This window comes from Streptomyces sp. adm13(2018) (assembly GCF_008042145.1).
In the GTDB taxonomy this organism is placed as follows: Bacteria; Actinomycetota; Actinomycetes; order Streptomycetales; family Streptomycetaceae; genus Streptomyces.
Genome location: NZ_RDBH01000141.1, coordinates 966,835 through 989,881 on the forward strand (window position 1 = coordinate 966,835; position 23,047 = coordinate 989,881).

Sequence of the window (23,047 nt, forward strand, 5' to 3'; positions counted from 1 at the left end):
CCCCACTCCGAGGCCGCCGGGGAGGTCGACGGCGCGGGCTCCCGCCTCGCCACCGTCATCGAGGTCCGCGCCCAGGACGCGCCCGGCCTGCTCCACCGCATCGGCCGGGCCCTGGAGGGCGCGGACGTACGGGTGCGGAGCGCGCACGTGTCGACGCTCGGCGCCAACGCCGTCGACACCCTGTACGTGACCCGCCCCGACGGCTCCCTCCTCCCCGACGAGGAGGCGATCGACCTGGCGCGGGCCCTGGAGTCGGCGCTCCGCTGACCCACGGCCCGACCCGCCCCCGCGCGCCGGTTTCGGCGGGCGGGGGCACACACTTCGAGCGGCCCGATACCCTGGAGGGCAATCCGACCGCCCCCGACACCGAGGATCCGCGACCGCCGTGTTCGATACCCTCTCCGACCGCCTTGCAGCGACCTTCAAGAACCTCCGCGGCAAGGGCCGTCTGTCCGAGGCGGACATCGACGCCACCGCCCGCGAGATCCGCATCGCGCTGCTCGAGGCGGACGTCGCCCTGCCGGTCGTCCGGTCCTTCATCAAGCAGATCAAGGAGCGCGCCCTCGGCATCGAGGTCTCGCAGGCCCTGAACCCGGCCCAGCAGGTCATCAAGATCGTCAACGAGGAGCTCATCGGCATCCTCGGCGGCGAGACCCGGCGCCTGCGGTTCGCCAAGACCGCGCCCACCGTGATCATGCTGGCCGGCCTCCAGGGCGCCGGTAAGACCACCCTCGCCGGAAAGCTCGGCCTCTGGCTCAAGGGCCAGGGCCACTCCCCGCTGCTCGTCGCCTGCGACCTCCAGCGCCCCAACGCCGTCACCCAGCTCGGCGTCGTCGCCGAGCGCGCGGGCGTCGCCTTCTACGGACCGCAGCCGGGCAACGGCGTCGGCGACCCGGTCCAGGTCGCCAAGGACTCGATCGAGTTCGCCCGGACCAAGATGTACGACGTCGTGATCGTCGACACCGCCGGCCGCCTCGGCATCGACCAGGAGCTGATGCAGCAGGCCGCGGACATCCGCGACGCCGTCAGCCCCGACGAGGTCCTCTTCGTCGTCGACGCCATGATCGGTCAGGACGCGGTCAACACCGCCGAGGCGTTCCGCGACGGCGTCGGCTTCGACGGCGTCGTGCTCTCCAAGCTCGACGGCGACGCCCGCGGCGGTGCCGCGCTCTCCATCGCCCACGTCACGGGCAAGCAGATCATGTTCGCCTCCAACGGCGAGAAGCTGGACGAGTTCGACGCGTTCCACCCGGACCGCATGGCGTCCCGCATCCTCGGCATGGGCGACATGCTCTCCCTCATCGAGAAGGCGCAGCAGACCTTCGACGAGGAAGAGGCCGCCAAGATGGCCTCGAAGCTCGCGTCGAAGAAGGGCCAGGAGTTCACGCTCGACGACTTCCTGGCGCAGATGGAGCAGGTCCGCAAGATGGGCTCCATCTCCAAGCTCCTCGGCATGCTCCCGGGCATGGGCCAGATGAAGGAGCAGATCGCCAACATCGACGAGAAGGACGTCGACCGCACGGCCGCCATCATCAAGTCGATGACGCCGGGCGAGCGCCACGACCCGACCATCATCAACGGCTCGCGCCGCGCCCGTATCGCCAAGGGCTCCGGCGTCGAGGTCAGCGCGGTCAAGGGCCTCGTCGAGCGGTTCTTCGAGGCCCGCAAGATGATGTCCCGCATGGCCCAGGGCGGCGGCCTCCCCGGCATGCCGGGCATCCCGGGCATGGGCGGCGGCCCCGGCCGGCAGAAGAAGCAGGTCAAGCAGGCCAAGGGCAAGCGCAAGAGCGGCAACCCGATGAAGCGGAAGGCCGAGGAGCAGGCCGCCGCCGAGCGCCGCGACCAGGCGCAGCAGGGCGGCGCCTTCGGCCTGCCGGCGCCCGGGCAGGCCCCGAAGGACTTCGAGCTGCCGGACGAGTTCAAGAAGTTCATGAGCTGACGGACGTCCCGGGCCCCGCGCCCGGGACGGTACGAGGGGCCCGCGGCGGGTCGAAACGGCCGCGGGCCCCTTCTCATCCCTCCGGATCACCCGCGGTGCCGTGGGCCCCGGGCTCTTCGATACTGGGGCCACAGCCGCCCCGAGGAGAGCCACGTGGCCAACCCCGTACCCCCGCGCGACCGGACCGACCAGCCCTGGCGCTCGGAGGGGGCCCCGCCGCCACCGCCCGCCAAGCGGAAGATGCCGGGCGGCTGGGGCGGGCTCGTCCTCACGGCCCTGGTCGTCTACCTGATCGCCAACCTCGTGCTGTCGTTCTTCAACCGGGGCGACGAGCCGACGATCTCGTACACCGAGTTCGACAAGCAGGTCGCCGCCGGGAACGTCACCAAGATCTACTCCAAGGGTGACGCGATCGAGGGGCAGCTCAAGAACAAGCAGCCCGTCCCCGACGGCGACGGCGACTACACCAAGTTCACCACCCAGCGCCCCGCCTTCGCCGACGACGACCTGTGGGCCCAGCTGACCAGGCAGAACGTCGTCGTCACCGCCGAGCCGGTGGTCCGGGAGCGCAGCTTCCTCGCCAACCTCCTCATCTCGCTCGCGCCGATGCTGCTGCTCGTGGTGCTGTGGATCTTCATCGCCCGCCGGATGAGCTCCGGCATGGGCGGCGCCGGCGGCATGCTCGGCCGCAAGACCCCGCCCAGACCCGTGGAGCTGGAGCCGGGGGCCACCCGCACCACCTTCGCCGACGTCGCCGGCATCGACGAGGTCGAGGGCGAGCTCAACGACGTCGTCGACTTCCTCAGGAACCCGCAGGCCTACCGGGACATGGGCGCCAGAATGCCCCGCGGCGTGCTGCTCGCCGGCCCTCCCGGCACCGGCAAGACCCTGCTCGCCCGGGCCGTCGCCGGCGAGGCCGGGGTGCCCTTCTTCTCCGCCTCCGCGTCCGAGTTCATCGAGATGATCGTGGGCGTCGGCGCCTCCCGGGTCCGGGAGCTCTTCGCCGAGGCCCGCAAGGTCGCCCCCGCGATCATCTTCATCGACGAGATCGACACCATCGGCCGGGCCCGCGGCGGCGGCTCCGGGATGGGCGGCCACGACGAGCGCGAGCAGACCCTCAACCAGATCCTCACCGAGATGGACGGCTTCAGCGGCTCCGAGGGCGTCATCGTGCTCGCCGCCACCAACCGCTCCGACGTCCTCGACCCCGCCCTCACCCGGCCCGGCCGCTTCGACCGGATCGTGCACGTCAACCCGCCCGACCGCGGCGGCCGCGAGGCCATCCTCCGGATCCACACCCGGGAGATCCCGCTGGCCAAGGACGTCGACCTGGAGCAGGTGGCCCGGACCACCCCCGGCATGACCGGCGCCGAACTCGCCAACCTCGCCAACGAGGCCGCCCTGCTCGCCGTGAAGCGCGAGCAGAGGGCCGTGACGCAGTCGGACCTCTCGGACGCCCTGGAGAAGGTCCAGCTCGGCGCCGAACGCCCGCTCGTGATGCCCGCCGAGGAACGGCGCCGCACCGCGTACCACGAGAGCGGCCACGCCCTCCTCGGCATGCTCCAGCCCGGCGCCGACCCGGTCCGCAAGATCACGATCGTGCCCCGCGGCCGCGCCCTCGGCGTCACCCTGTCCACCCCCGACGCCGACAGGTACGCCTACACGGAGGAGTACCTGCGCGGCCGGATCATCGGCGCCCTGGGCGGCATGGCCGCCGAGCAGGTCGTGTTCGGGGTCGTCACCACCGGCGCCGAGAGCGACCTGGAGCAGGTCACCAACATCGCCCGCGGCATGGCGGGGCGCTGGGGCATGAGCGAGCGCGTCGGCCGGCTCACCGCCATCCCGGGCGACGCCCAGCAGGCGTACGGCCTCTCCGCCGCCCCCGCGACCCTCGACACCGTCGACGCGGAGATGCGCCGCATCGTGGACGAGTGCTACGAGAGCGCCGTACGGCAGCTCCGCGAGCACCGCGGACGGCTCGACGCGCTGGCCGCCGCGCTCCTGGAGAACGAGACCCTGGAGGAGGCGGCGGCCTACCGCGCCGCGGGCATCGACCGCCCGGGGCGCGAGGACTGAGCGGGCCCTCGGGGGAGCCGCCCGCGCGCGGGCGCCGCGGCGGCGCAGGGGGACGTGCGCGGGCGTGCATCACCGCGACGACGCACAGGCGTGGGGGCAGGCGCACGCCACCGCGCACCCGCACCGCGCCGAGTCCCCCCGCACCGCCGACGCGCGTCGGCTACGAGACCCGGGCGATCACGTACCGGAAGACGTTCGGCATCCACACCGTGCCGTCCGCGCGCACATGCGGGGTCAGCGCCTCCTCGATCTCCTTCTCCACCTGGCTGAGGTCCGTCGCCCGTACAGCCTCGTCGAAGGCTCCCGTCGACAGCAGCCCGCGCACCGCGCTGCCCTCGTTCGCGTACCCGAACGGACAGGACACCCGGCCCGAGCCGGCGGGCCGCAGCCCCGCCCCGGCCGCCAGCGCCTCCAGGTCCGTCCGCAGGGCCGGCCGGCGGTCCGCGAGGCGGGCCGCGACCCGCAGCACCGCCTCCGTGGAGCACCGCTCGGGAGGCCCCCAGCCGGCCAGCACCACCGTCGCCCCCGAGGGGGCCGAACGGGTGAGCGCCGCCAGCTCCGGCAGCATCGCGTCCGTCGTGTGGAAGGCGGTGATCACGTCGTGGACGGCGCCCTCGGGGGGCTCCTCGGTGACCGTCACGCCCTCCGGCAGCCGCGCCCTCGCCAGCTCCACGCGCGCGTGGTCCCGGTCCGCGCCGACCACCTCGGCGCCCCGCGCCGCCGCCATGAGCAGCGCCAGGCCGGAGCCGCAGCGCAGGCCCAGGACCCGGGTCCCGGCGCCCACGCCGAGCCGGTCGTAGACGGCGTCGTAGAGCGGGACGAGCATCCGCTCCTGGATCTCGGCCCAGTCGCGCGCGGGGTGGTGCGGGACGAGCGTAGGTGTCATGGAAAACTGCCCCAATCCGTGCTCGGTCGACGACCCCCCGTAGTCAGGGAACTGCGCATCCGCGGCCGCGTCCAGTGCTCGTACCGCACCGATTCGTCCGGGGAAGAGCCGACCCGGTAATGTCCCTGTCAGGCTCCGCTCCCCACCCCGGTCCGGGTTCCCCGCGGGGCGCGCGCACTCGTTCCGCGCGCCGGGGCGTATGCGCCACTACACCCCGGCTTGCCGCCCCCTGCGTGACTCCTCCGCAGATCGGCGCACTGGCCCTCGTCACGACGCATCGACGGCAACTGACGGGTACGTGCAAAATATTTGGGATGCCCCGGAATGGAACCCGGGGGCACCTCGGCTCGTTGTACGCGACGTGAGCACGACACCACCTGTTCTCGCCGCAGAGCTGGCACAGGCGTGGGCCGACATTCAGCGGCACCACCCCGAGCTGCCCGACCTTGCCGCGCCCGAGTCCCTGATCGGAGAGTCCTCGTCCGCCTGCGGCGCCGAGCTCTCCTTCGAACGACTGCTGCACGAGGCAGTCCACGGCATCGCCGCCGCCCGGGGTGTCCGCGACACCTCCCGGGCCGGCCGGTACCACAACCGCAGATTCCTCGCGATCGCCGAGGAGATGGGGCTCGACCACCCCGAGGAGCCGCACGCCAGCAGCGGCTTCTCCCTGGTCACGCTCAATCCCGAGGCGAGGCGGCGCTACCGCCCCACCATCGAGCGGCTCCAGCGCGCCCTCAAGGCCCACACGGTCGCCACCGCGGCCGACACCAAGCGCTCCTTCCGCGGACCGGCCGCCCGGCACGGCTCCTCGGGCGGCGGCGTCCGCGTCAAGGCCGTCTGCGACTGCGGACGCAACGTACGCGTGGTGCCCTCGGTGCTCGCCCAGGCCCCGATCGTCTGCGGCGGCTGCGGCAAGCCCTTCCGCATCCCGGAGACGGTGGGCGCCGCGAGCTGACCTCGCGGTGTGTGGCACAATGGCTAGCTGTACTCGACAGTCGCACAGGACCCCTCTCTCCTCCGGCTGACGCGTCCATCGGGCATCCGAGTACCGCAACCCCACGTGGCATCTCAAAGTGCCCAACCACGTCAAGACCAGGAGACACCACTCCAGTGGCAGTCAAGATCAAGCTCAAGCGCCTCGGCAAGATCCGCCAGCCTCACTACCGCATCGTCGTCGCCGACTCGCGCACCCGCCGCGACGGTCGCGCGATCGAGGAGATCGGCCTCTACCACCCGACGTACAACCCGTCGCGTATCGAGGTCGACTCCGAGCGTGCGCAGTACTGGCTGTCCGTCGGCGCCCAGCCGACCGAGCCGGTTCTCGCCATCCTCAAGCTCACGGGCGACTGGCAGAAGCACAAGGGCCTCCCGGCCCCCGAGAAGGCTCTGCTCGTCCCCGCGACGAAGGAGGCCAAGCGCGCTTCGTTCGACGAGTTCGCGAAGGCCCTCGAGGGCGGCGACGACAAGGGTGAGGCCATCACCCCGAAGGCCAAGAAGGCCGACAAGAAGGCTGACGAGGCCGAGGCCGCGTCGACCGAGTCGACCGAGGCCTGAGCATGCTCGAGGAGGCTCTCGAGCACCTCGTGAAGGGCATCGTCGACAACCCCGACGACGTGCAGGTCGCCTCGCGCACCCTGCGCCGCGGCCGCGTCCTGGAAGTCCGGGTCCACCCGGACGACCTCGGCAAGGTGATCGGCCGCAACGGCCGCACCGCACGCGCGCTGCGTACCGTCGTGGGTGCCATCGGCGGCCGTGGCATCCGGGTCGACCTCGTCGACGTGGACCAGGTCCGCTGAGCAGGCCGGCAGCATCACCTCAGTAGTGCCGGCACGGGCCGGGGAGGGCTTTCGAGCCCACCCCGGCCCGTTGTCGTTCGCGTCGTACGAGCTGTGTGACAGGAGAGTGTGGAGCAGTGCAGTTGGTAGTCGCGCGGATCGGCCGCGCGCACGGGATCAAGGGCGAGGTCACCGTCGAGGTGCGCACGGACGAGCCCGAACTCAGGCTCGGCCCCGGAGCCGTACTGCGCACCGACCCGGCCGCGACCGGGCCGCTGACCATCGAGACCGGCCGGGTGCACAGCGGCCGGCTGTTGCTGCGCTTCGAGGGCGTCCGCGACCGCACCGCCGCCGAGGCCCTGCGCAACACCCTCCTCATCGCCGAGGTCGACCCGGCGGAGCTGCCCGAGGAGGAGGACGAGTACTACGACCACCAGCTCATGGACCTGGACGTGGTGCTCGCCGACGGCACCGAGATCGGCCGCATCACCGAGATCTCCCACCTGCCCTCCCAGGACCTCTTCATCGTCGAACGCCCCGACGGCACCGAGCTGATGATCCCGTTCGTCGAGTCGATCGTCACCGAGATCGACCTGGAGGAGCAGCGGGCCGTCATCGACCCGCCGCCCGGCCTCATCGACGACCGTGCCGAGATCGTCTCCTCCCGCGACGCCGAGGAGGGGGAGGAGGCATGAGGCTCGACGTCGTCACGATCTTCCCCGAGTACCTCGAACCGCTGAACGTCTCCCTCGTCGGCAAGGCACGCGCGCGCGGACAGCTCGACGTCCACGTCCACGACCTGCGCGACTGGACCTACGACCGGCACAACACCGTCGACGACACCCCGTACGGCGGCGGTCCCGGCATGGTCATGAAGACCGACCCCTGGGGCGACGCGCTCGACCAGACGCTCGCCGACGGCTACGAGGGCGGCGCCCACGGCCCGGTCCTCGTGGTCCCGACCCCCAGCGGGCGGCCCTTCACCCAGGAACTCGCCGTCGAACTCTCCGAGCGGCCCTGGCTGATCTTCACCCCGGCCCGCTACGAGGGCATCGACCGCCGCGTCATGGACGAGTACGCGACCCGGATGCCCGTCTACGAGGTGTCCATCGGCGACTACGTCCTGGCCGGCGGGGAGGCCGCCGTCCTCGTCGTCACCGAGGCCGTCGCCCGCCTCCTGCCCGGCGTCCTCGGCAACGCCGAGTCGCACCGGGACGACTCCTTCGCCCCCGGCGCCATGGCCAACCTCCTCGAAGGCCCCGTCTACACCAAGCCCCCGGAGTGGCGCGGCCACGGCATCCCCGACGTCCTCCTCAGCGGCCACCACGGCAAGATCGCCCGTTGGCGGCGCGACGAGGCCTTCCGCCGTACCGCAGCCCACCGGCCCGACCTCATCGAGCGCTGCGACCCCGCCGCCTTCGACAAGAAGGACCGCGAGATCCTCTCGATGATGGGCTGGGCACCCGAGCCCGGCGGCCGATTTTGGCGCAAGCTGCACGACGTGGAAGAATAGGCCGCTGCCGTCCGTCCGGCGCGCGCCCCTGCCACAGGGGGAAGACGCCGCCAGGCGCGGACGGCGATCCGAATCATCCTCGAACGTACCGCTGATGACCTGTGGCATCAGCGAGGAAAGAGACCTCCATGGCCTCCCTGCTCGACCAGGTCAACGCGGGTTCGCTCCGCTCCGACCTCCCCGCCTTCCGCCCCGGCGACACCGTGAACGTCCACGTGCGCGTCATCGAAGGCAACCGCTCGCGTATCCAGCAGTTCAAGGGCGTCGTCATCCGCCGCCAGGGTTCGGGCGTCAGCGAGACCTTCACGGTCCGCAAGGTCTCGTTCTCGGTCGGCGTCGAGCGCACCTTCCCGGTGAACAGCCCGATCTTCGAGAAGATCGAGCTCGTGACCCGCGGTGACGTCCGTCGCGCCAAGCTCTACTACCTCCGCGAGCTGCGCGGCAAGGCCGCCAAGATCAAGGAGAAGCGCGACCGCTGAGCCTCGGCTCCCGGCACGCTCGACGCTTCCGAGCCCGCGCACAGGCAGTCCGGATAGGCTCTGCCAGCGATGGACACCGAAGCACAGCACACGGAGCGCGACCCCTCTTCCGGTACGGAGGACGGGTCGCGCTCCGTGTGCTGTGCTTCGGTGTCCATCGCTGGCAGAGCCTATCCGGACTGCCTGTGCGCCGCCAGGAGGACGCACCGCGCCCCGCCCGGGCCCCTTCCGCGCTCCGCGCGCGTTTCCGAGGACGCGCAGGGCCCGGGGGGCACGGGGGGCACCGGGAGCGCGGAAGGGGCCCGGGCGGGGCGCGGTGCGTCCTCCTGGCGGCGTCCGGCCCTCGTCGGCGCCGCCTGCGTGGTGTTCCTGATGCTCCTCAGCCACTTCGTGATACAGCCCTTCCTGATCCCCAGCCGCTCCATGGAACCGACCCTCCAGGTCGGCGACCGGATCCTGGTCAACAAGCTGGCGTACCGTTTCGGCGGTGAGCCGGAGCGGGGCGACGTCGTCGTCTTCGACGGCACCGGCTCCTTCGTACGCGAACAGCCCCCCGGCAACCCCGTCACCGGCCTGCTGCACGACGGTGCCGCCGCCCTCGGGCTCGCCGAACCCGACGAGACCGACTTCGTGAAGCGGGTCGTCGGCGTCGGCGGCGACCGGGTCGTCTGCTGCGACGCCGACGGCCGGCTCACCGTCAACGGCGTCCCCGTGCAGGAGTGGTACGTGAAGCTCGGCGACCGGCCGTCCGGCGTGGCCTTCGACATCGTCGTCCCCCCGGACCGGCTCTGGGTCATGGGCGACCACCGCAGCCAGTCGAGCGACTCCCGCGACCACCTCGGCAGCCCCGGCGGCGGCATGGTCCCCGTCGACCGGGTCGTCGGCCGCGCCGACTGGATCGCGTGGCCCCTCGGCCGCTGGACCGCCGTCCAGGAGACCGACGCCTTCGACGCCGTACCGGACGCGCCGGCCGGCGGGCACGGGACGGCACCCCATGGGTAGCCGGGGACGGCCGCCGGGCGGCCACGCCTCCGACCACGGTCCCGAGCAGCCCGCGCCCCTGCCCGGCCGGGCCGAGCGGCGCCGGCTCGCCCGCAAGGTCAAGCGGCGCCGGCAGCGCTCGGCGATCCGCGAGATCCCCGTCCTGGTCACGGTGGCCGTCCTCATCGCGCTCGTCCTGAAGACCTTCCTGGTCCAGGCGTTCGTCATCCCCTCCGGCTCCATGGAGCAGACGATCCGGATCTCCGACCGGGTGCTCGTGGACAAGCTCACGCCCTGGTTCGGCTCCCGCCCGCAGCGCGGCGACGTCGTCGTCTTCAAGGACCCCGGCAACTGGCTCCAGCAGGAGACCGCGCCGCCGGCCGACGACCCGGTCGGCATCAAGCAGGCCAAGCAGGCCCTCACCTTCATCGGGCTGCTGCCCTCCGCCGACGACCGCGACCTCATCAAGCGGGTCGTCGCCGTCGGGGGCGACACCGTCCGCTGCTGCGGCAAGGACGGGCGGCTCACCGTCAACGGCGTACCGCTCGACGAGCCCTACCTGCACCCGGGCAACGAACCCTCGACCATCCCCTTCGAGGTGAAGGTGCCGCAGGGCCGCATCTTCGTCCTCGGCGACCACCGGTCCGACTCGGCCGACTCCCGCTACCACCTCGACGAGAAGGACCGCGGCACCGTCTCCGAGGAGCAGGTCGTGGGGCGTGCCGTGGTGATCGCCTGGCCCTTCGCCCACTGGCGCGGCCTGGAGGAACGCGGGACGTTCGCCGCCGTACCGGACGCACGTGCGAGTTCCGAGTCCGCGCTCGGTACGTCGCATAGTGTGTCCCAGCGGAATCTGAACGGATTCCCCGGGCTCCCGACCCCTGCGGAACTTCTGCTCGTTATGGGAGTGGTGGGCCTGTCCCTGTTCCGGGGCGGGCGACGCACGGACTGAGGAGTGGATGTGGGGGATTTGGCCGTCGGCGCACGATCCGGACACGATGAGCCCGACAGGAGGGCCGGCGGGGCCTTCGGCGATGACACGACGGGTGACGACGTGACGGATGACGGGCAGGCGCAGCCGCCGAACGGCGGGGCACCGGGCGGTGGGACGCCGGACGACGGCGACGGCGCGACGGGCGACGCCGACCGCGCCCCCCGGAGGCAGCGTTCCTTCTGGAAGGAACTGCCCCTTCTGGTCGGCATCGCGCTCGTCCTCGCCCTGCTGATCAAGACCTTCCTGGTGCAGGCGTTCTCGATCCCCTCGGAATCGATGATGAACACCCTCCAGAGGGGCGACCGGGTCCTCGTCGACAAGCTGACCCCCTGGTTCGGCTCCGAGCCCGAGCGCGGCGAGGTCGTCGTCTTCCACGACCCGGGCGGCTGGCTGGAGGGCCAGGAGACCCCCACGCCCAACGTCGTCCAGAAGTTCCTCAGCTTCATCGGCCTCATGCCGTCCGCCGAGGAGAAGGACCTCATCAAGCGGGTCATCGCCGTCGGCGGCGACACCGTCTCCTGCAAGGAGGGCGGCAAGGTCGTCCTCAACGGCGTGCCGCTGGACGAGACCTCGTACCTCTACCCCGGCTCCGTCCCCTGCCAGGACTCCTTCGGCCCGATCAAGGTCCCCGAGAACCGCATCTGGGTCATGGGCGACAACCGCCAGAACTCCCTGGACTCGCGCTTCCACCAGCAGCTCCCCGGCGGCGGCACCGTCTCCGAGGACGAGGTCGTGGGCCGCGCCGTCGTGATCGCCTGGCCGGTCACCCGCTGGGCGACCCTCCCGGTGCCCGACATCTTCGACAACCCCGCGCTCAACAAGGCACTGGGGGCCGCCCCGCTCGGCGCGGCCGGTCTCGCCGGAGCGCTCCCGCTGGTCCTGTGGCGCCGGAAGAAGGTCGCCGCACGGCATACCGCCGAGTAGTGACCCGCGGGTAGGGTGCCGTCCCGGACCGTCGACAGACCAGCGGTCCGCCGACATACCTGCGGGGTGCGCACATGAGCGGAAACATACGGACCAAGGGCGGCCGCGGCCGCCTCGGCAGCACGCTGTCGGGGCTGGCCGTGGCCGTCGGCTGTGTGCTCTTCCTGGGCGGCCTGGTCTGGGGGGCGCTGCTCTACCAGCCGTACTCCGTCCCCACCGACTCCATGACCCCCACCCTCGACGTCGGCTCCAAGATCCTCGCCCAGCGCGTCGACGGGGACGAGGTGCGGCGCGGCGACGTCGTCGTCTTCACCGACCCGCTCTGGGGCGGCTCGCCCATGGTCAAGCGGGTCGCGGCAGTCGGCGGCGACACCGTCGCATGCTGCGGCACGGACGGCCGCCTCACCGTCGACGGCGAGCCCGTCGAGGAGCCCTACCTGCGGCCCGGACCGGGCGGCCGGATCATCGCCTCCGGCACGGAGTTCTCCGTCACCGTCCCGGCCGGCAACCTCTTCCTGCTCGGCGACGACCGGCACACCTCGCTCGACTCCCGTACGCACATGGAGGAGGCCGGACACGGCTCCGTGCCCCGCTCCTCCGTGGTGGCCAGGGTCGACGCCGTGGTCTGGCCCGCGAAGGGCCTCCTGGACCGGCCCACGGGCTTCGCCGGCCTCCCCGGCGGAATCTCCGAGCCCGGTCCCGTCATGCCCCTCCTCGGCGCCGTCGCGGCCGGCGCCGTGCTGGTCCTGGCCGGCGGCGCGTACGGGCCGGTGGCACAGCGCGCGGCACGGATCGCGAAGCGCCGGTCCGCGGGCGCCGCGCCCGGCACACGCGAGAAGGTGGGTACATGACGGACGCAGGGGGTACGGCCCCGGCCACGGAGGTCCGGCGGGTCGCGCGGGTCGTCCTGCTCGACGCCGACGACCGCATCCTCCTGCTGCACGGGTTCGAGCCCGAAGACCCCGGCCGGACCTGGTGGTTCACGCCCGGCGGGGGACTGGAGGGCGACGAGAGCCGCCAGGAGGCGGCCCTGCGCGAGCTCGCCGAGGAGACCGGCATCACCGACATCGACCTCGGGCCCGTGCTCTGGACGCGGTACTGCTCGTTCCCCTTCGACGGCCGCCGCTGGGACCAGGACGAGTGGTACTACCTCGCCCGCACCCGGAGGACCGAGACGGCGCCCCGGCCCCGGGCCCTCACCGAGCTGGAGAACCGCAGCCTCGCGGGCCTCAGATGGTGGACCTCCGCCGAACTGTCCGCGGCCCGTGAGACGGTGTACCCGACCAGACTCGCCGAGCTGCTCCGCACGCTGCTCGACGAGGGACCTCCGCGTGCACCGGTGGTTCTCGCCCCGGAAATCGTCTAGGGGCGCGTCCGCCTGGCGCACAATGGGTGGACGCACGGCTGAAGGGGAACATGCCATGAGCGCCGAGGACCTCGAGAAGTACGAGACCGAGATGGAGCTGAAGCTCTACCGGGAGTACCGCGATGTCGTCGGGCTGTTCAAATACGTGATCGAGACCGAGCGGCGCTTCTACCTCACCAACGACTACGAGATGCAGGTGCACTCGGTCCAGGGCGAGGTGTTCTTCGAGGTCAGCATGGCAGACGCCTGGGTCTGGGACATGTACAGGCCGGCCAGGTTCGTCAAGCAGGTCCGCGTCCTCACCTTCAAGGACGTGAACATCGAGGAGCTCAACAAGAGCGACCTCGAACTCCCCGGCAGCTGAGCCGCCTCACCCGCACGGGTGAGCAGTTTCTCCACAGGCCCCCGGCCACCCACAGCGCCGCACACGGCCCCGCCCTCTCCGTCACAGTCGGTGACGGAGGTGGTACCGCATGAACAGGACCCAAGCGCTCGGTCGGTACGGAGAAGAGCTGGCAGCCCGCCTGCTCACCGCGACCGGCATGCACATCCTGGCCCGCAACTGGCGCTGCGGCCGGACCGGCGAGATCGACATCGTCGCCCGCCACGGCGACACCCTCGTCATCTGCGAGGTCAAGACCCGGCGCGACGGCGGGTTCGAGGACCCCATGGCCGCCGTGACCCCCCGCAAGGCGGACCGGCTGCGCCGCCTCGCCGCCTGCTGGATCGACCGCAACGGCGCCCCGGCCTCCGTCGAGGGGGTCCGCATCGACCTCGTCGGCATCGTCCTGCCCCGCCGCGGCGCCCCGCTCCTCACCCACGCCCAGGGGGTGGCCTGAGATGGGCTTCGCCCGCACCTGCTCCGTCGCCCTCGTCGGCGTCGAGGGCGTCGTCGTCGAGGTCCAGGCCGACCTCGAACCCGGCGTCGCAGCCTTCACCCTCGTCGGCCTCCCCGACAAGAGCCTCAGTGAGAGTCGCGACCGGGTCCGCGCCGCCGTCGTCAACTCCGGCGCCGAATGGCCCCAGAAGAAGCTGACCGTCGGACTCAGCCCCGCCTCCGTACCGAAGGGAGGGTCCGGATTCGACCTGGCGGTGGCAGCGGCGGTCCTCGGCGCCGCCGAGCGCATCGACCCGCGCGCCATCGCCGACCTCGTCCTCATCGGCGAACTCGGCCTCGACGGACGCGTCCGGCCCGTCCGCGGCATCCTCCCCGCCGTGCTCGCCGCCGCCGACGCCGGCTACCGGCAGGTCGTCGTCCCCGAGCAGACCGCGGGCGAGGCCGCCCTCGTCCCCGGGGTCTCCGTCCTCGGCGTCCGCAGCCTCCGCCAGCTGATCGCCGTCCTCGGCGACGAACCCGTCCCCGAGGAGGAGCCCACCGAACCCGGCCGGCCCGACGCGATGCTCGCCGGACTCCTCGTCCCCGGAGCCGGCCTCGGCACCGGACTCACCTCCGCCCCCGCCGAGGGACCCGACCTCGCCGACGTCGCCGGCCAGCACCGCGCCCGCCGCGCCCTGGAGGTCGCCGCCGCGGGCAGCCACCACCTGCTGCTCTCCGGCCCGCCCGGCGCGGGCAAGACCATGCTGGCCGAGCGTCTCCCCGGCATCCTCCCGCCCCTCACCCGGCAGGAGTCCCTCGAAGTCACCGCCGTCCACTCCGTCGCCGGCCTCCTGCCGCCCGGCGAACCCCTCGTCCGCCGGGCGCCCTACTGCGCCCCGCACCACTCCGCGACCATGCAGTCCCTCGTCGGCGGCGGGAACGGCCTGCCCCGGCCCGGCGCCGTCTCCCTCGCCCACCGCGGGATCCTCTTTCTCGACGAGGCCCCGGAGTTCTCCGGGAAGGCGCTCGACGCCCTCCGCCAGCCCCTGGAATCCGGGCACGTCGTCATCGCCCGCGCCGCCGGCGTCGTCCGCCTCCCCGCCCGCTTCCTCCTCGCCCTCGCCGCCAACCCCTGCCCCTGCGGACGCCACACCCTGCACGGCGCCGGCTGCGAGTGCCCCGCCGCCCTCGTCCGCCGCTACCAGGCGCGGCTCTCCGGACCGCTCCTCGACCGCGTCGACCTCCGCGTCGAGGTCGAACCCGTCACCCGCGCCGACCTGCTCGGGCGGGGCGGCCGCGGCGAGACCACCGAGGCGGTCGCCCACCGCGTCCGCGAGGCCCGGGCCCGCGCCGCCGCCCGCCTCGACGGCACCCCCTGGAGCGTCAACAGCGAGATCCCCGGGCACGAACTCCGTACCCGCTACCTCGCCGCCCCCGGAGCCCTCGCCCTCGCCGAACGCGACATCGAGCGCGGGCTCCTGACCGCCCGCGGTCTCGACCGCGTCCTCCGCGTCGCCTGGACCGTCGCCGACCTCGCCGGACACGACCGCCCCGACAACGAGGACATCGCCCTGGCCCTGGAACTCCGCACCTCCATCGCCCGCGGCGCACCCGCCGGAGCGGGGGCCTTCTCATGAGGAACCCAGCCCTGCACCCGGAGGGCCCGGACGAGCGCCCCGGCGCCGCGGACCCTCGTGCGGACCCCGGCCCGCACGGCTCCGTCCCCATGGAGGAGCGGAGGGCCCGGGCCGCGCTCAGCCGGGTCGTCGAGCCCGGTGACGAGCACGCTGGCCGGTGGCTCCGCCGCTACGGAGCCCGGGGCTTCCTCGACCGGCTGCTCGAAGCCACTCCCGCCACCCGGAGCGGCGGGGACGGCAGCCCCTTCCCCGGCACCGGGCCGCAGCGCGTCGCCTCCTGGCGAGTCCGCGCCACCGCCGCCGACCCCGCGCGCGACCTCGAAGCCATCCACGACCTCGGCGGACGCTTCCTCGTCCCCGGCGACACCGAATGGCCCAGCCAGCTCGACGACCTCGCCGACACCCGCCCCCTCGGCCTCTGGGTCCGCGGCCCCGCCGACCTGCGCGCCTGGGCCCTCCGCTCGGTCGCCCTCGTCGGTGCCCGCGCCTGCACCCCGTACGGCGCGCACACCGCGGCCGACCTCGCCACCGGCCTCGCCCGCCGGGGCTGGGTCGTCGTCTCCGGCGCCGCCTACGGCATCGACGGMGSCMCCSWCSGCGGCGCCCTCGCCGCCGACGGAGCCACCGTCGCCGTCCTCGCCTGCGGTGTCGACACGCCCTATCCGCGGGGCCACGACCAACTCATCCGCCGCATCGCCGAACAGGGCCTCGTCATGGGGGAGTTGCCACCGGACAGTCACCCGACCCCGAGCCGGTTCATCCTCCGGAACCGGGTCATCGCCGCCCTCACCCGGGGAACGGTCGTCATCGAGGCCCAGCACCGCAGCGGCTCCCTCGTCACCGCCCGCGCCGCCACCCGCCTCGGCCGCCACACCATGGGCGTCCCCGGCCCCGTCACCAGCGCGCTCTCCGCAGGAGTCCATGAGCTCCTGCGCGACGGCGCCGATCTCGTCACCGACGCCGACGAGATCGTCGAACTCGTCGGCGACATGGGGCAGCTCGCCCCACCACGCCGGGGCCCCGGCGTGGTGGGGCGGCGTGAGTGCGCGGTCGCGGTGCGCGAACATCGGTGGTTCGCGCCGCCGCGAACATCGGTGGTTCGCGCCGCTCCCGGTGGACGCCCGCGGCGCGCGTCGGCACCTCGGGTGCGGCCGAGAGTCGGCACCTCGGGTGCGGCCGAGAGAACTCGGTAGTTCATCCGCATCACCCTTTCACCCGAATGCTCCAGGTCAAGGAGTCCCCGGCCGCGGCCCGACCCCCACCACCGTCATCGCCCGCCGAGCCGGCACCACCCCCGACGACACCCTCGCCAAGCTGTACGAACTCCACTCCCTCGGCTTCGTCGAACGGTTCGGAGAGGGCTGGCGGTTGACGAACACGACGACTCCCGGGTCGAACGCGCGGCGAGGCGGTCCTTGACCTGGAGCATTCGGGTGAAAGGGTGATGCGGATGAACTACCGAGTTCTCTCGGCCGCACCCGAGGTGCCGACGCGCGCCGCGGCCCGGGTTCGAAGATGTGGTCGACCGCGTCCACCGGGAGCGGCGCGAACCACCGATGTTCGCGCACCGCGACCGCGCACTCACGCTACGCTCACCAGAATTCCGTCCAGGACACCCGCACCGACCCAACCGACAGCAGAACGGCTCAAGGCAACGCATGCCCCAGCACACCTCCGGGTCTGACCGCGCTGCGGTGCCCCCAGCAGCCCGGGGCGCCGTGCGACCAGCCGCACCGACCTCCCTCGACGAACTGTGGCGGTCGTACAAGGACACGGGCGACGAGCGGCTGCGGGAACAGCTGATCCTGCACTACTCGCCCCTCGTCAAATACGTCGCGGGACGCGTCAGCGTCGGGCTGCCGTCCAACGTGGAACAGGCCGACTTCGTCTCCTCCGGCGTCTTCGGCCTCATCGACGCCATCGAGAAGTTCGACGTCGAGCGCGCGATCAAGTTCGAGACGTACGCCATCACCCGGATCCGCGGCGCCATGATCGACGAACTCCGCGCCCTCGACTGGATCCCGCGCTCCGTCCGGCAGAAGGCCCGCAACGTCGAGCGCGCCTACGCCACCCTCGAAGCCCAGCTCCGGCGCACCCCCTCCGAGACCGAGGTCGCCGCGGAGATGGACATCACGCTGGAGGAACTGCACGCGGTTTTCAGCCAGTTGTCCCTGGCGAACGTGGTCGCCCTCGAAGAGCTGCTGCACGTCGGCGGCGAAGGCGGCGACCGGCTGTCCCTGATGGACACCCTGGAGGACACCGCCGCCGACAACCCCGTCGAGGTCGCCGAGGACCGCGAGCTGCGCCGACTCCTCGCCCGCGCCATCAACACCCTCCCCGAGCGGGAGAAGACCGTCGTCACGCTCTACTACTACGAGGGCCTCACCCTGGCCGAGATCGGCCACGTCCTCGGCGTCACCGAGAGCCGCGTCAGCCAGATCCACACCAAGTCCGTCCTCCAGCTCCGGGCCAAGCTGGCCGACGTCGGACGCTGACCCGGGGCGAGCCGGTCGTACAGTGGAGCCGTGCCCAGGATTCGAGCGGCCTCCGTGGCCGAGCACCGGACCATGCAGCGCGGCGCCCTCCTGGACGCCGCGCGTTCCCTGCTGTCCGAGGGCGGTACGGAGGCGCTGACCTTCCCCGCACTCGCCGAGCGCACGGGCCTCGCCCGCTCCTCGGTGTACGAGTACTTCCGATCGCGCGCGGCCGTCGTCGAGGAACTGTGCGCCGTCGACTTCCCCGTCTGGGCCGCCGAGGTCGAGCTCGCCATGGACGGCGCGGACACCCCGCAGGGCAAGGTCGAGGCCTATGTCCGCAAGCAGCTGGAGCTGGTCGGCGACCGCCGGCACCGCGCGGTCGTCGCGATCTCGGCCAGCGAGCTCGACGACGGCGCCCGAGAGAAGATCCGCGCGGCCCACGGCGGCCTCGTCGCCATGATCGTCGAAGCCCTCGCCGCGCTGGGCCAGCCCCAGCCCCGCCTCGGCGCCATGCTGCTCCAGGGCGTCGTCGACGCCGCGGTCCGCCGCATCGAGCTCGGCGCCGCCGAGAACCCCGACGAGGTCGCCGAGGCGGCGGTCACCATGGCCCTCCATGGAGTCAACGGCACCCCCGCCTGACCGCTCAGGAACGGGCCCCACCCGACCGCTCAGGAACGGGCCCCACCCCGGCAGCAGCCGGGACGGCTCCCGCGGGACCAGGAGCAGCGGGTTCAGGTACCGGTCGCCTCTGAGGAGGCCCCAGTGCAGACAGGACTCCGGACAGTGGGCGCCCGCGGCGACCCGGCCGATCACCGTGCCCGCCGGGACCCGCGTACCGGCCGTCACCAGCGGCTCCACCGGCGAGAAGGTGATGCGCAGCGGGGGAGTGCCCGAGCCCGGCAGCGTCAGCGTGACGACCCCGCGGCCGCCCACCGGACCCGCGAAGGACACCGTGCCGGCGGTGGGCGCCACCACCGGGGTGCCCGGGGGAGCCGCCAGGTCGACACCGCGATGACCGGCCGCGTACGGTCCCGGCGGTGGCTGCCAGCCGCGGACGATCTGAGCGGGATGGCCCACCGGCCACATCAGGCCGAGGAACAGGATCAGTGCCGTGAGGTGCATGGGAGAACGCTCCCCCGCAATCCGGCCCCGCGGCGGGCCCGGGCGGGATCTGTGGACCGGTCGCCCGTTGTGGACAGCACCGTCACCTGCCGCTCCCGGGGTCCCGTACACTTTCTATGGCGACCCGGGTCACCGGGTCGACTTCGCACGCCCCGCCACTGCCGTCACCGGCCGTGGCAGCGCCTTTCGGTCCCTCGCGGGCATGGCGCGCCGGGGCGTCAGGAACATAACCGAGAAAACCCAAGGAGATACGGCCATGGCCGTCGTCACGATGCGGGAGCTGCTGGAGAGCGGCGTCCACTTCGGTCACCAGACCCGTCGCTGGAACCCGAAGATGAAGCGCTTCATCTTCACCGAGCGCAACGGTATCTACATCATCGACCTGCTCCAGTCGCTGTCGTACATCGACCGCGCCTACGAGTTCGTCAAGGAGACCGTCGCTCACGGCGGCTCCATCATGTTCGTCGGTACGAAGAAGCAGGCCCAGGAGGCCATCGCCGAGCAGGCGACGCGTGTCGGCATGCCGTACGTCAACCAGCGTTGGCTCGGTGGCATGCTCACCAACTTCTCCACCGTCTACAAGCGTCTGCAGCGCCTCAAGGAGCTCGAGCAGATCGACTTCGAGGATGTGGCCGCGTCCGGCCTCACCAAGAAGGAGCTCCTGGTCCTCTCCCGCGAGAAGGCCAAGCTGGAGAAGACCCTTGGCGGTATCCGCGAGATGTCCAAGGTGCCCAGCGCCGTCTGGATCGTGGACACCAAGAAGGAGCACATCGCCGTCGGTGAGGCGCGCAAGCTCAAGATCCCGGTCGTCGCGATCCTCGACACCAACTGCGACCCCGACGAGGTCGACTACAAGATCCCGGGCAACGACGACGCGATCCGCTCCGTCACCCTGCTCACCCGCGTGATCGCCGACGCCGTCGCCGAGGGCCTCATCGCCCGCTCCGGCGCCGCGACCGGCGACTCGAAGCCGGGCGAGAAGGCCCAGGGCGAGCCGCTCGCCGAGTGGGAGCGCGACCTGCTCGAGGGCGAGAAGAAGGCCGACGAGGCCCCTGCCGCCGACGCCCCCGCCGCTGAGGCGCCGGCCGCCGAGGCCGCCGCCGACGAGGCTCCGGCCGCCGAGGCCGCTCCGGCCGAGGACGCCGCCGAGGCTCCGGCCGCGGACGCCGAGCAGGCCTGACCCTTCAGGACCTTCGGGTGACGACGGCGGGGGCTCACGAAGCCCCCGCCGTCCACCCGTGGACCCGCCCGATCTTTCAGACTTCGAGAGAGAAACAGACTCATGGCGAACTACACCGCCGCTGACGTCAAGAAGCTCCGCGAGCTCACCGGCGCCGGCATGATGGACTGCAAGAAGGCCCTCGACGAGGCCGACGGCAACGTCGACAAGGCCGTCGAGGCCCTGCGCATCAAGGGCCAGAAGGGTGTCGCCAAGCGTGAGGGCCGCTCCGCCGAGAACGGCGCCGTGGTCTCCCTCATCGCCGACGACAACACCTCCGGCGTCCTCGTCGAGCTGAAGTGCGAGACGGACTTCGTCGCCAAGGGTGACAAGTTCCAGGCCGTCGCCAACCAGCTGGCCGCGCACGTCGCCGCCACCGCCCCGGCCGACCTGGAGGCGCTGCTCGCCTCCGAGATCGAGGCCGGCAAGACCGTGCAGGCGTTCGTCGACGAGGCCAACGCCAACCTCGGCGAGAAGATCGTCCTGGACCGCTTCGCGCAGTACGCGGACGGCTTCGTCTTCGCGTACATGCACCGCACGATGCCGGACCTCCCGCCGCAGATCGGTGTCCTCGTCGAGTTCGACAAGGCCGACGCCGCCGTCGCCAAGGGTGTCGCCCAGCACATCGCCGCCTTCGCGCCGAAGTACCTCACCCGTGAGGACGTCCCGGCCGAGGTCGTCGAGACCGAGCGTCGCGTCGCCGAGGAGACCACCCGCGCCGAGGGCAAGCCCGAGGCCGCGCTCCCGAAGATCGTCGAGGGTCGCGTGAACGGCTTCTTCAAGGACGCGACGCTGCTCGGTCAGCCGTACGCCCTTGACAACAAGAAGTCCGTCCAGCAGATCCTGGACGAGGCCGGTGTCACCCTGAAGCGCTTCACCCGCATCAAGGTCGGCATCTGAGTCCGTACGCGAACGCGACGGACACCGGACCCCGGTAGGGTCTGAGGCAGTCGTCCGCGCACGCGCAGGACGACCGCAGATCTGACGAGGAGGCCATTGCCGTACGGGATACCGCGAGGACCCAAGGCAATGGCCTCCTTCGTATGTGCACGAGGAGATCTCCATGAACCAGGGCGCCGTACAGGGCGACGACAACAACGGCAAGCAGGCCGGCCGCTACATGCTGAAGCTGTCCGGAGAAGCCTTCTCCGGCGGTACCGGCCTGGGCGTCGACCCCGACGTCGTGCACGCCATCGCGCGTGAGATCGCGGCCGTCGTGCGCGACGGCGCGGAGATCGCGATCGTGATCGGCGGAGGGAACTTCTTCCGCGGCGCCGAACTCCAGCAGCGCGGCATGGACCGGGCCCGCTCGGACTACATGGGCATGCTCGGCACGGTGATGAACTGCCTCGCGCTCCAGGACTTCCTGGAGAAGGAGGGCATCGACTCCCGCGTCCAGACCGCCATCACCATGGGCCAGGTCGCCGAGCCGTACATCCCGCTGCGCGCCGTGCGCCACCTGGAGAAGGGCCGTGTGGTCATCTTCGGCGCGGGCATGGGCATGCCCTACTTCTCCACGGACACCACCGCGGCCCAGCGCGCCCTGGAGATCGACGCCGAGGCGCTCCTGATGGGCAAGAACGGCGTCGACGGGGTCTACGACTCGGACCCGAAGGCCAACCCCGACGCGGTCAAGTTCGACGCACTGGAGTACGGCGAGGTGATCTCCCGCGACCTCAAGGTCGCCGACGCCACCGCCGTCACCCTGTGCCGGGACAACAACCTCCCGATCCTCGTCTTCGAACTGCTCACCGAGGGCAATATCGCGCGCGCGGTGAAGGGTGAGAAGATCGGCACGCTCGTGAGCGACCAGGGCACCCGGGCCTGACCCGAACCGGGGAACCGCCCCGCAAGGGGATGGACAGAGCCCTGCCGGTCGTACACCGTGCAGGACACAACGCGACGACACGCAGGAGCATGTGGTGATCGAAGAGACCCTCCTCGAGGCCGAGGAGAAGATGGAGAAGGCCGTCGTGGTCGCCAAGGAGGACTTCGCCGCGATCCGCACCGGCCGTGCGCACCCGGCGATGTTCAACAAGATCGTGGCGGACTACTACGGTGCCATCACCCCCATCAACCAGCTGGCGTCCTTCTCCGTCCCGGAGCCGCGGATGGCCGTGGTGACCCCGTTCGACAAGAGCGCCCTGCGCAACATCGAGCAGGCGATCCGGGACTCGGACCTCGGCGTCAACCCGAGCAACGACGGCAACATCATCCGGGTGGTGTTCCCCGAGCTGACGGAGGAGCGCCGCCGGGAGTACATCAAGGTCGCCAAGGGCAAGGCCGAGGACTCGAAGATCTCGATCCGCTCGGTCCGCCGCAAGGCCAAGGAGACCATCGACAAGCTCGTCAAGGACGGCGAGGTCGGCGAGGACGAGGGCCGCCGCGCCGAGAAGGAGCTCGACGACACCACCGCGAAGTACGTCACGCAGGTGGACGAGCTGCTCAAGCACAAGGAAGCCGAGCTGCTCGAGGTCTGATGAACGACTCTTCCTGGGGGGCCCCGGCCGGTTCCGGCCGTGGGGGACCCGACCAGGGGCCCGTCCCGGCGGGTCCCGCATACGATCGGCAGCAGGCGGCGCAGACTCGGCCCATGCCCATCGTGCCCGACGTTCCCGCCGGCGGATTCCAGGACGATCACGGTCGGGGGGCCGCTCACCAGAGCGGTCCCCTGTTCCGCGACGAGACGCCGCACGAGCACCCGCAGGAGCCCAGACGTACAGCGAGGCGATGATGACGGCCCCGAGACCGACCCCGACCCCTATGGCCGCGCCCAGATTGCGCCCCGCGGTCTTCTTCTGCCGTGGCGCCGGCGGCGCGGGCGGCGGAGGCGGGGTGGGGC

The 23,047-nt window shown here is 71.9% G+C and carries 23 protein-coding genes and 4 pseudogenes; 25 read left to right on the top strand and 2 right to left on the bottom strand.

Features of this window, described 5'->3' with window-relative positions:
- The 3 genes from EAO70_RS32540 to ftsH form a co-directional block, all read left to right on the top strand.
- On the top strand, positions 1 to 267 hold a 267-nt coding region (locus EAO70_RS32540; protein ID WP_148006642.1), incomplete at its 5' end, for an ACT domain-containing protein.
- Between the two features lie 118 nt (positions 268 to 385).
- The gene (gene ffh, locus EAO70_RS32545; protein ID WP_148006355.1) at positions 386 to 1,939 is read left to right on the top strand and encodes a signal recognition particle protein; all 1,554 of its coding nucleotides are present in this window, start codon (positions 386 to 388) and stop codon (positions 1,937 to 1,939) included.
- A gap of 153 nt (positions 1,940 to 2,092) precedes the next feature.
- The gene (gene ftsH, locus EAO70_RS32550; RefSeq protein WP_148006356.1) at positions 2,093 to 4,015 is read left to right on the top strand and encodes an ATP-dependent zinc metalloprotease FtsH; all 1,923 of its coding nucleotides are present in this window, start codon (positions 2,093 to 2,095) and stop codon (positions 4,013 to 4,015) included.
- Between the two features lie 160 nt (positions 4,016 to 4,175).
- Here ftsH and EAO70_RS32555 read toward each other — a convergent pair whose 3' ends face one another.
- A complete protein-coding gene (locus EAO70_RS32555) occupies positions 4,176 to 4,901 on the bottom strand; it encodes a class I SAM-dependent methyltransferase (RefSeq protein ID WP_148006357.1) in 726 nt (241 codons plus the stop codon).
- Positions 4,902 to 5,262: 361 nt separating this feature from the next.
- Between EAO70_RS32555 and EAO70_RS32560 the strand changes: the two genes are divergently transcribed.
- From EAO70_RS32560 to EAO70_RS32650, 17 genes and pseudogenes are all read left to right on the top strand, one after another.
- Positions 5,263 to 5,856 carry a hypothetical protein gene (locus EAO70_RS32560; protein WP_024755886.1) on the top strand — a complete coding sequence of 198 codons (594 nt, stop codon included), beginning with the start codon at positions 5,263 to 5,265 and terminating at the stop codon, positions 5,854 to 5,856.
- A 155-nt stretch (positions 5,857 to 6,011) separates the two neighbouring features.
- Entirely contained in the window at positions 6,012 to 6,455 is a 444-nt protein-coding gene (rpsP, locus tag EAO70_RS32565) for a 30S ribosomal protein S16 (RefSeq protein ID WP_030325634.1), read from the top strand.
- A gap of 2 nt (positions 6,456 to 6,457) precedes the next feature.
- Positions 6,458 to 6,697, top strand: coding sequence for an RNA-binding protein (locus tag EAO70_RS32570; protein WP_003980229.1), 240 nt, complete (start codon positions 6,458 to 6,460; stop codon positions 6,695 to 6,697).
- Positions 6,698 to 6,813: 116 nt separating this feature from the next.
- Complete coding sequence (rimM, locus tag EAO70_RS32575) at positions 6,814 to 7,371, top strand: ribosome maturation factor RimM (RefSeq protein ID WP_148006358.1); 558 nt, start codon at positions 6,814 to 6,816, stop codon at positions 7,369 to 7,371.
- A complete protein-coding gene (gene trmD / locus EAO70_RS32580) occupies positions 7,368 to 8,189 on the top strand; it encodes a tRNA (guanosine(37)-N1)-methyltransferase TrmD (RefSeq protein ID WP_148006359.1) in 822 nt (273 codons plus the stop codon). Before rimM ends, trmD begins: the two co-directional genes overlap by 4 nt.
- 128 nt (positions 8,190 to 8,317) lie before the next feature.
- The gene (gene rplS / locus EAO70_RS32585) at positions 8,318 to 8,668 is read left to right on the top strand and encodes a 50S ribosomal protein L19 (protein WP_015036473.1); all 351 of its coding nucleotides are present in this window, start codon (positions 8,318 to 8,320) and stop codon (positions 8,666 to 8,668) included.
- 69 nt (positions 8,669 to 8,737) lie between these two features.
- On the top strand, positions 8,738 to 9,670 hold the full coding sequence (lepB, locus tag EAO70_RS32595) for a signal peptidase I (RefSeq protein ID WP_261993147.1): 933 nt from the start codon (positions 8,738 to 8,740) through the stop codon (positions 9,668 to 9,670).
- Positions 9,663 to 10,651, top strand: a pseudogene (gene lepB / locus EAO70_RS32600) (signal peptidase I). The gene lepB (EAO70_RS32595) and the pseudogene lepB (EAO70_RS32600) overlap by 8 nt, the downstream one beginning before the upstream one ends.
- Complete coding sequence (lepB, locus tag EAO70_RS32605; RefSeq protein WP_148006644.1) at positions 10,620 to 11,567, top strand: signal peptidase I; 948 nt, start codon at positions 10,620 to 10,622, stop codon at positions 11,565 to 11,567. Before lepB (EAO70_RS32600) ends, lepB (EAO70_RS32605) begins: the two are co-directional and overlap by 32 nt.
- 74 nt (positions 11,568 to 11,641) lie before the next feature.
- A complete protein-coding gene (gene lepB / locus EAO70_RS32610; protein ID WP_148006361.1) occupies positions 11,642 to 12,418 on the top strand; it encodes a signal peptidase I in 777 nt (258 codons plus the stop codon).
- On the top strand, positions 12,415 to 12,933 hold the full coding sequence (locus EAO70_RS32615; protein ID WP_148006362.1) for an NUDIX hydrolase: 519 nt from the start codon (positions 12,415 to 12,417) through the stop codon (positions 12,931 to 12,933). The genes lepB (EAO70_RS32610) and EAO70_RS32615 overlap by 4 nt, the downstream gene beginning before the upstream one ends.
- Before the next feature lie 55 nt (positions 12,934 to 12,988).
- On the top strand, positions 12,989 to 13,297 hold the full coding sequence (locus tag EAO70_RS32620; RefSeq protein WP_005311352.1) for a DUF2469 domain-containing protein: 309 nt from the start codon (positions 12,989 to 12,991) through the stop codon (positions 13,295 to 13,297).
- A 109-nt stretch (positions 13,298 to 13,406) separates the two neighbouring features.
- Positions 13,407 to 13,772 carry a YraN family protein gene (locus EAO70_RS32625; protein WP_148006363.1) on the top strand — a complete coding sequence of 122 codons (366 nt, stop codon included), beginning with the start codon at positions 13,407 to 13,409 and terminating at the stop codon, positions 13,770 to 13,772.
- Between the two features lies 1 nt (position 13,773).
- On the top strand, positions 13,774 to 15,387 hold the full coding sequence (locus EAO70_RS32630) for a YifB family Mg chelatase-like AAA ATPase (protein WP_148006364.1): 1,614 nt from the start codon (positions 13,774 to 13,776) through the stop codon (positions 15,385 to 15,387).
- A pseudogene (gene dprA / locus EAO70_RS32635) lies at positions 15,384 to 16,580 on the top strand (DNA-processing protein DprA). Before EAO70_RS32630 ends, dprA begins: the two are co-directional and overlap by 4 nt.
- Before the next feature lie 465 nt (positions 16,581 to 17,045).
- Entirely contained in the window at positions 17,046 to 17,882 is an 837-nt protein-coding gene (gene whiG, locus EAO70_RS32645; RefSeq protein ID WP_148006365.1) for an RNA polymerase sigma factor WhiG, read from the top strand.
- 72 nt (positions 17,883 to 17,954) lie between these two features.
- On the top strand, positions 17,955 to 18,503 hold the full coding sequence (locus tag EAO70_RS32650; protein ID WP_148006645.1) for a TetR/AcrR family transcriptional regulator: 549 nt from the start codon (positions 17,955 to 17,957) through the stop codon (positions 18,501 to 18,503).
- Between the two features lie 99 nt (positions 18,504 to 18,602).
- Here EAO70_RS32650 and EAO70_RS32655 read toward each other — a convergent pair.
- A pseudogene (locus tag EAO70_RS32655) lies at positions 18,603 to 18,986 on the bottom strand (murein hydrolase activator EnvC family protein); the annotation flags it as partial.
- A 256-nt stretch (positions 18,987 to 19,242) separates the two neighbouring features.
- Here EAO70_RS32655 and rpsB point away from each other — a divergent pair.
- The 5 genes and pseudogenes from rpsB to EAO70_RS39750 all read left to right on the top strand — a co-directional run.
- A complete protein-coding gene (gene rpsB / locus EAO70_RS32660) occupies positions 19,243 to 20,166 on the top strand; it encodes a 30S ribosomal protein S2 (protein WP_148006366.1) in 924 nt (307 codons plus the stop codon).
- 102 nt (positions 20,167 to 20,268) lie between these two features.
- On the top strand, positions 20,269 to 21,105 hold the full coding sequence (tsf, locus tag EAO70_RS32665) for a translation elongation factor Ts (protein WP_148006367.1): 837 nt from the start codon (positions 20,269 to 20,271) through the stop codon (positions 21,103 to 21,105).
- A gap of 163 nt (positions 21,106 to 21,268) precedes the next feature.
- On the top strand, positions 21,269 to 22,033 hold the full coding sequence (gene pyrH, locus EAO70_RS32670) for a UMP kinase (protein WP_148006368.1): 765 nt from the start codon (positions 21,269 to 21,271) through the stop codon (positions 22,031 to 22,033).
- 94 nt (positions 22,034 to 22,127) lie between these two features.
- On the top strand, positions 22,128 to 22,685 hold the full coding sequence (gene frr / locus EAO70_RS32675; RefSeq protein WP_148006369.1) for a ribosome recycling factor: 558 nt from the start codon (positions 22,128 to 22,130) through the stop codon (positions 22,683 to 22,685).
- A pseudogene (locus EAO70_RS39750) lies at positions 22,685 to 22,918 on the top strand (phosphatidate cytidylyltransferase); the annotation flags it as partial. The gene frr and the pseudogene EAO70_RS39750, both read left to right, overlap by 1 nt.
- Positions 22,919 to 23,047: the final 129 nt, after the last annotated feature.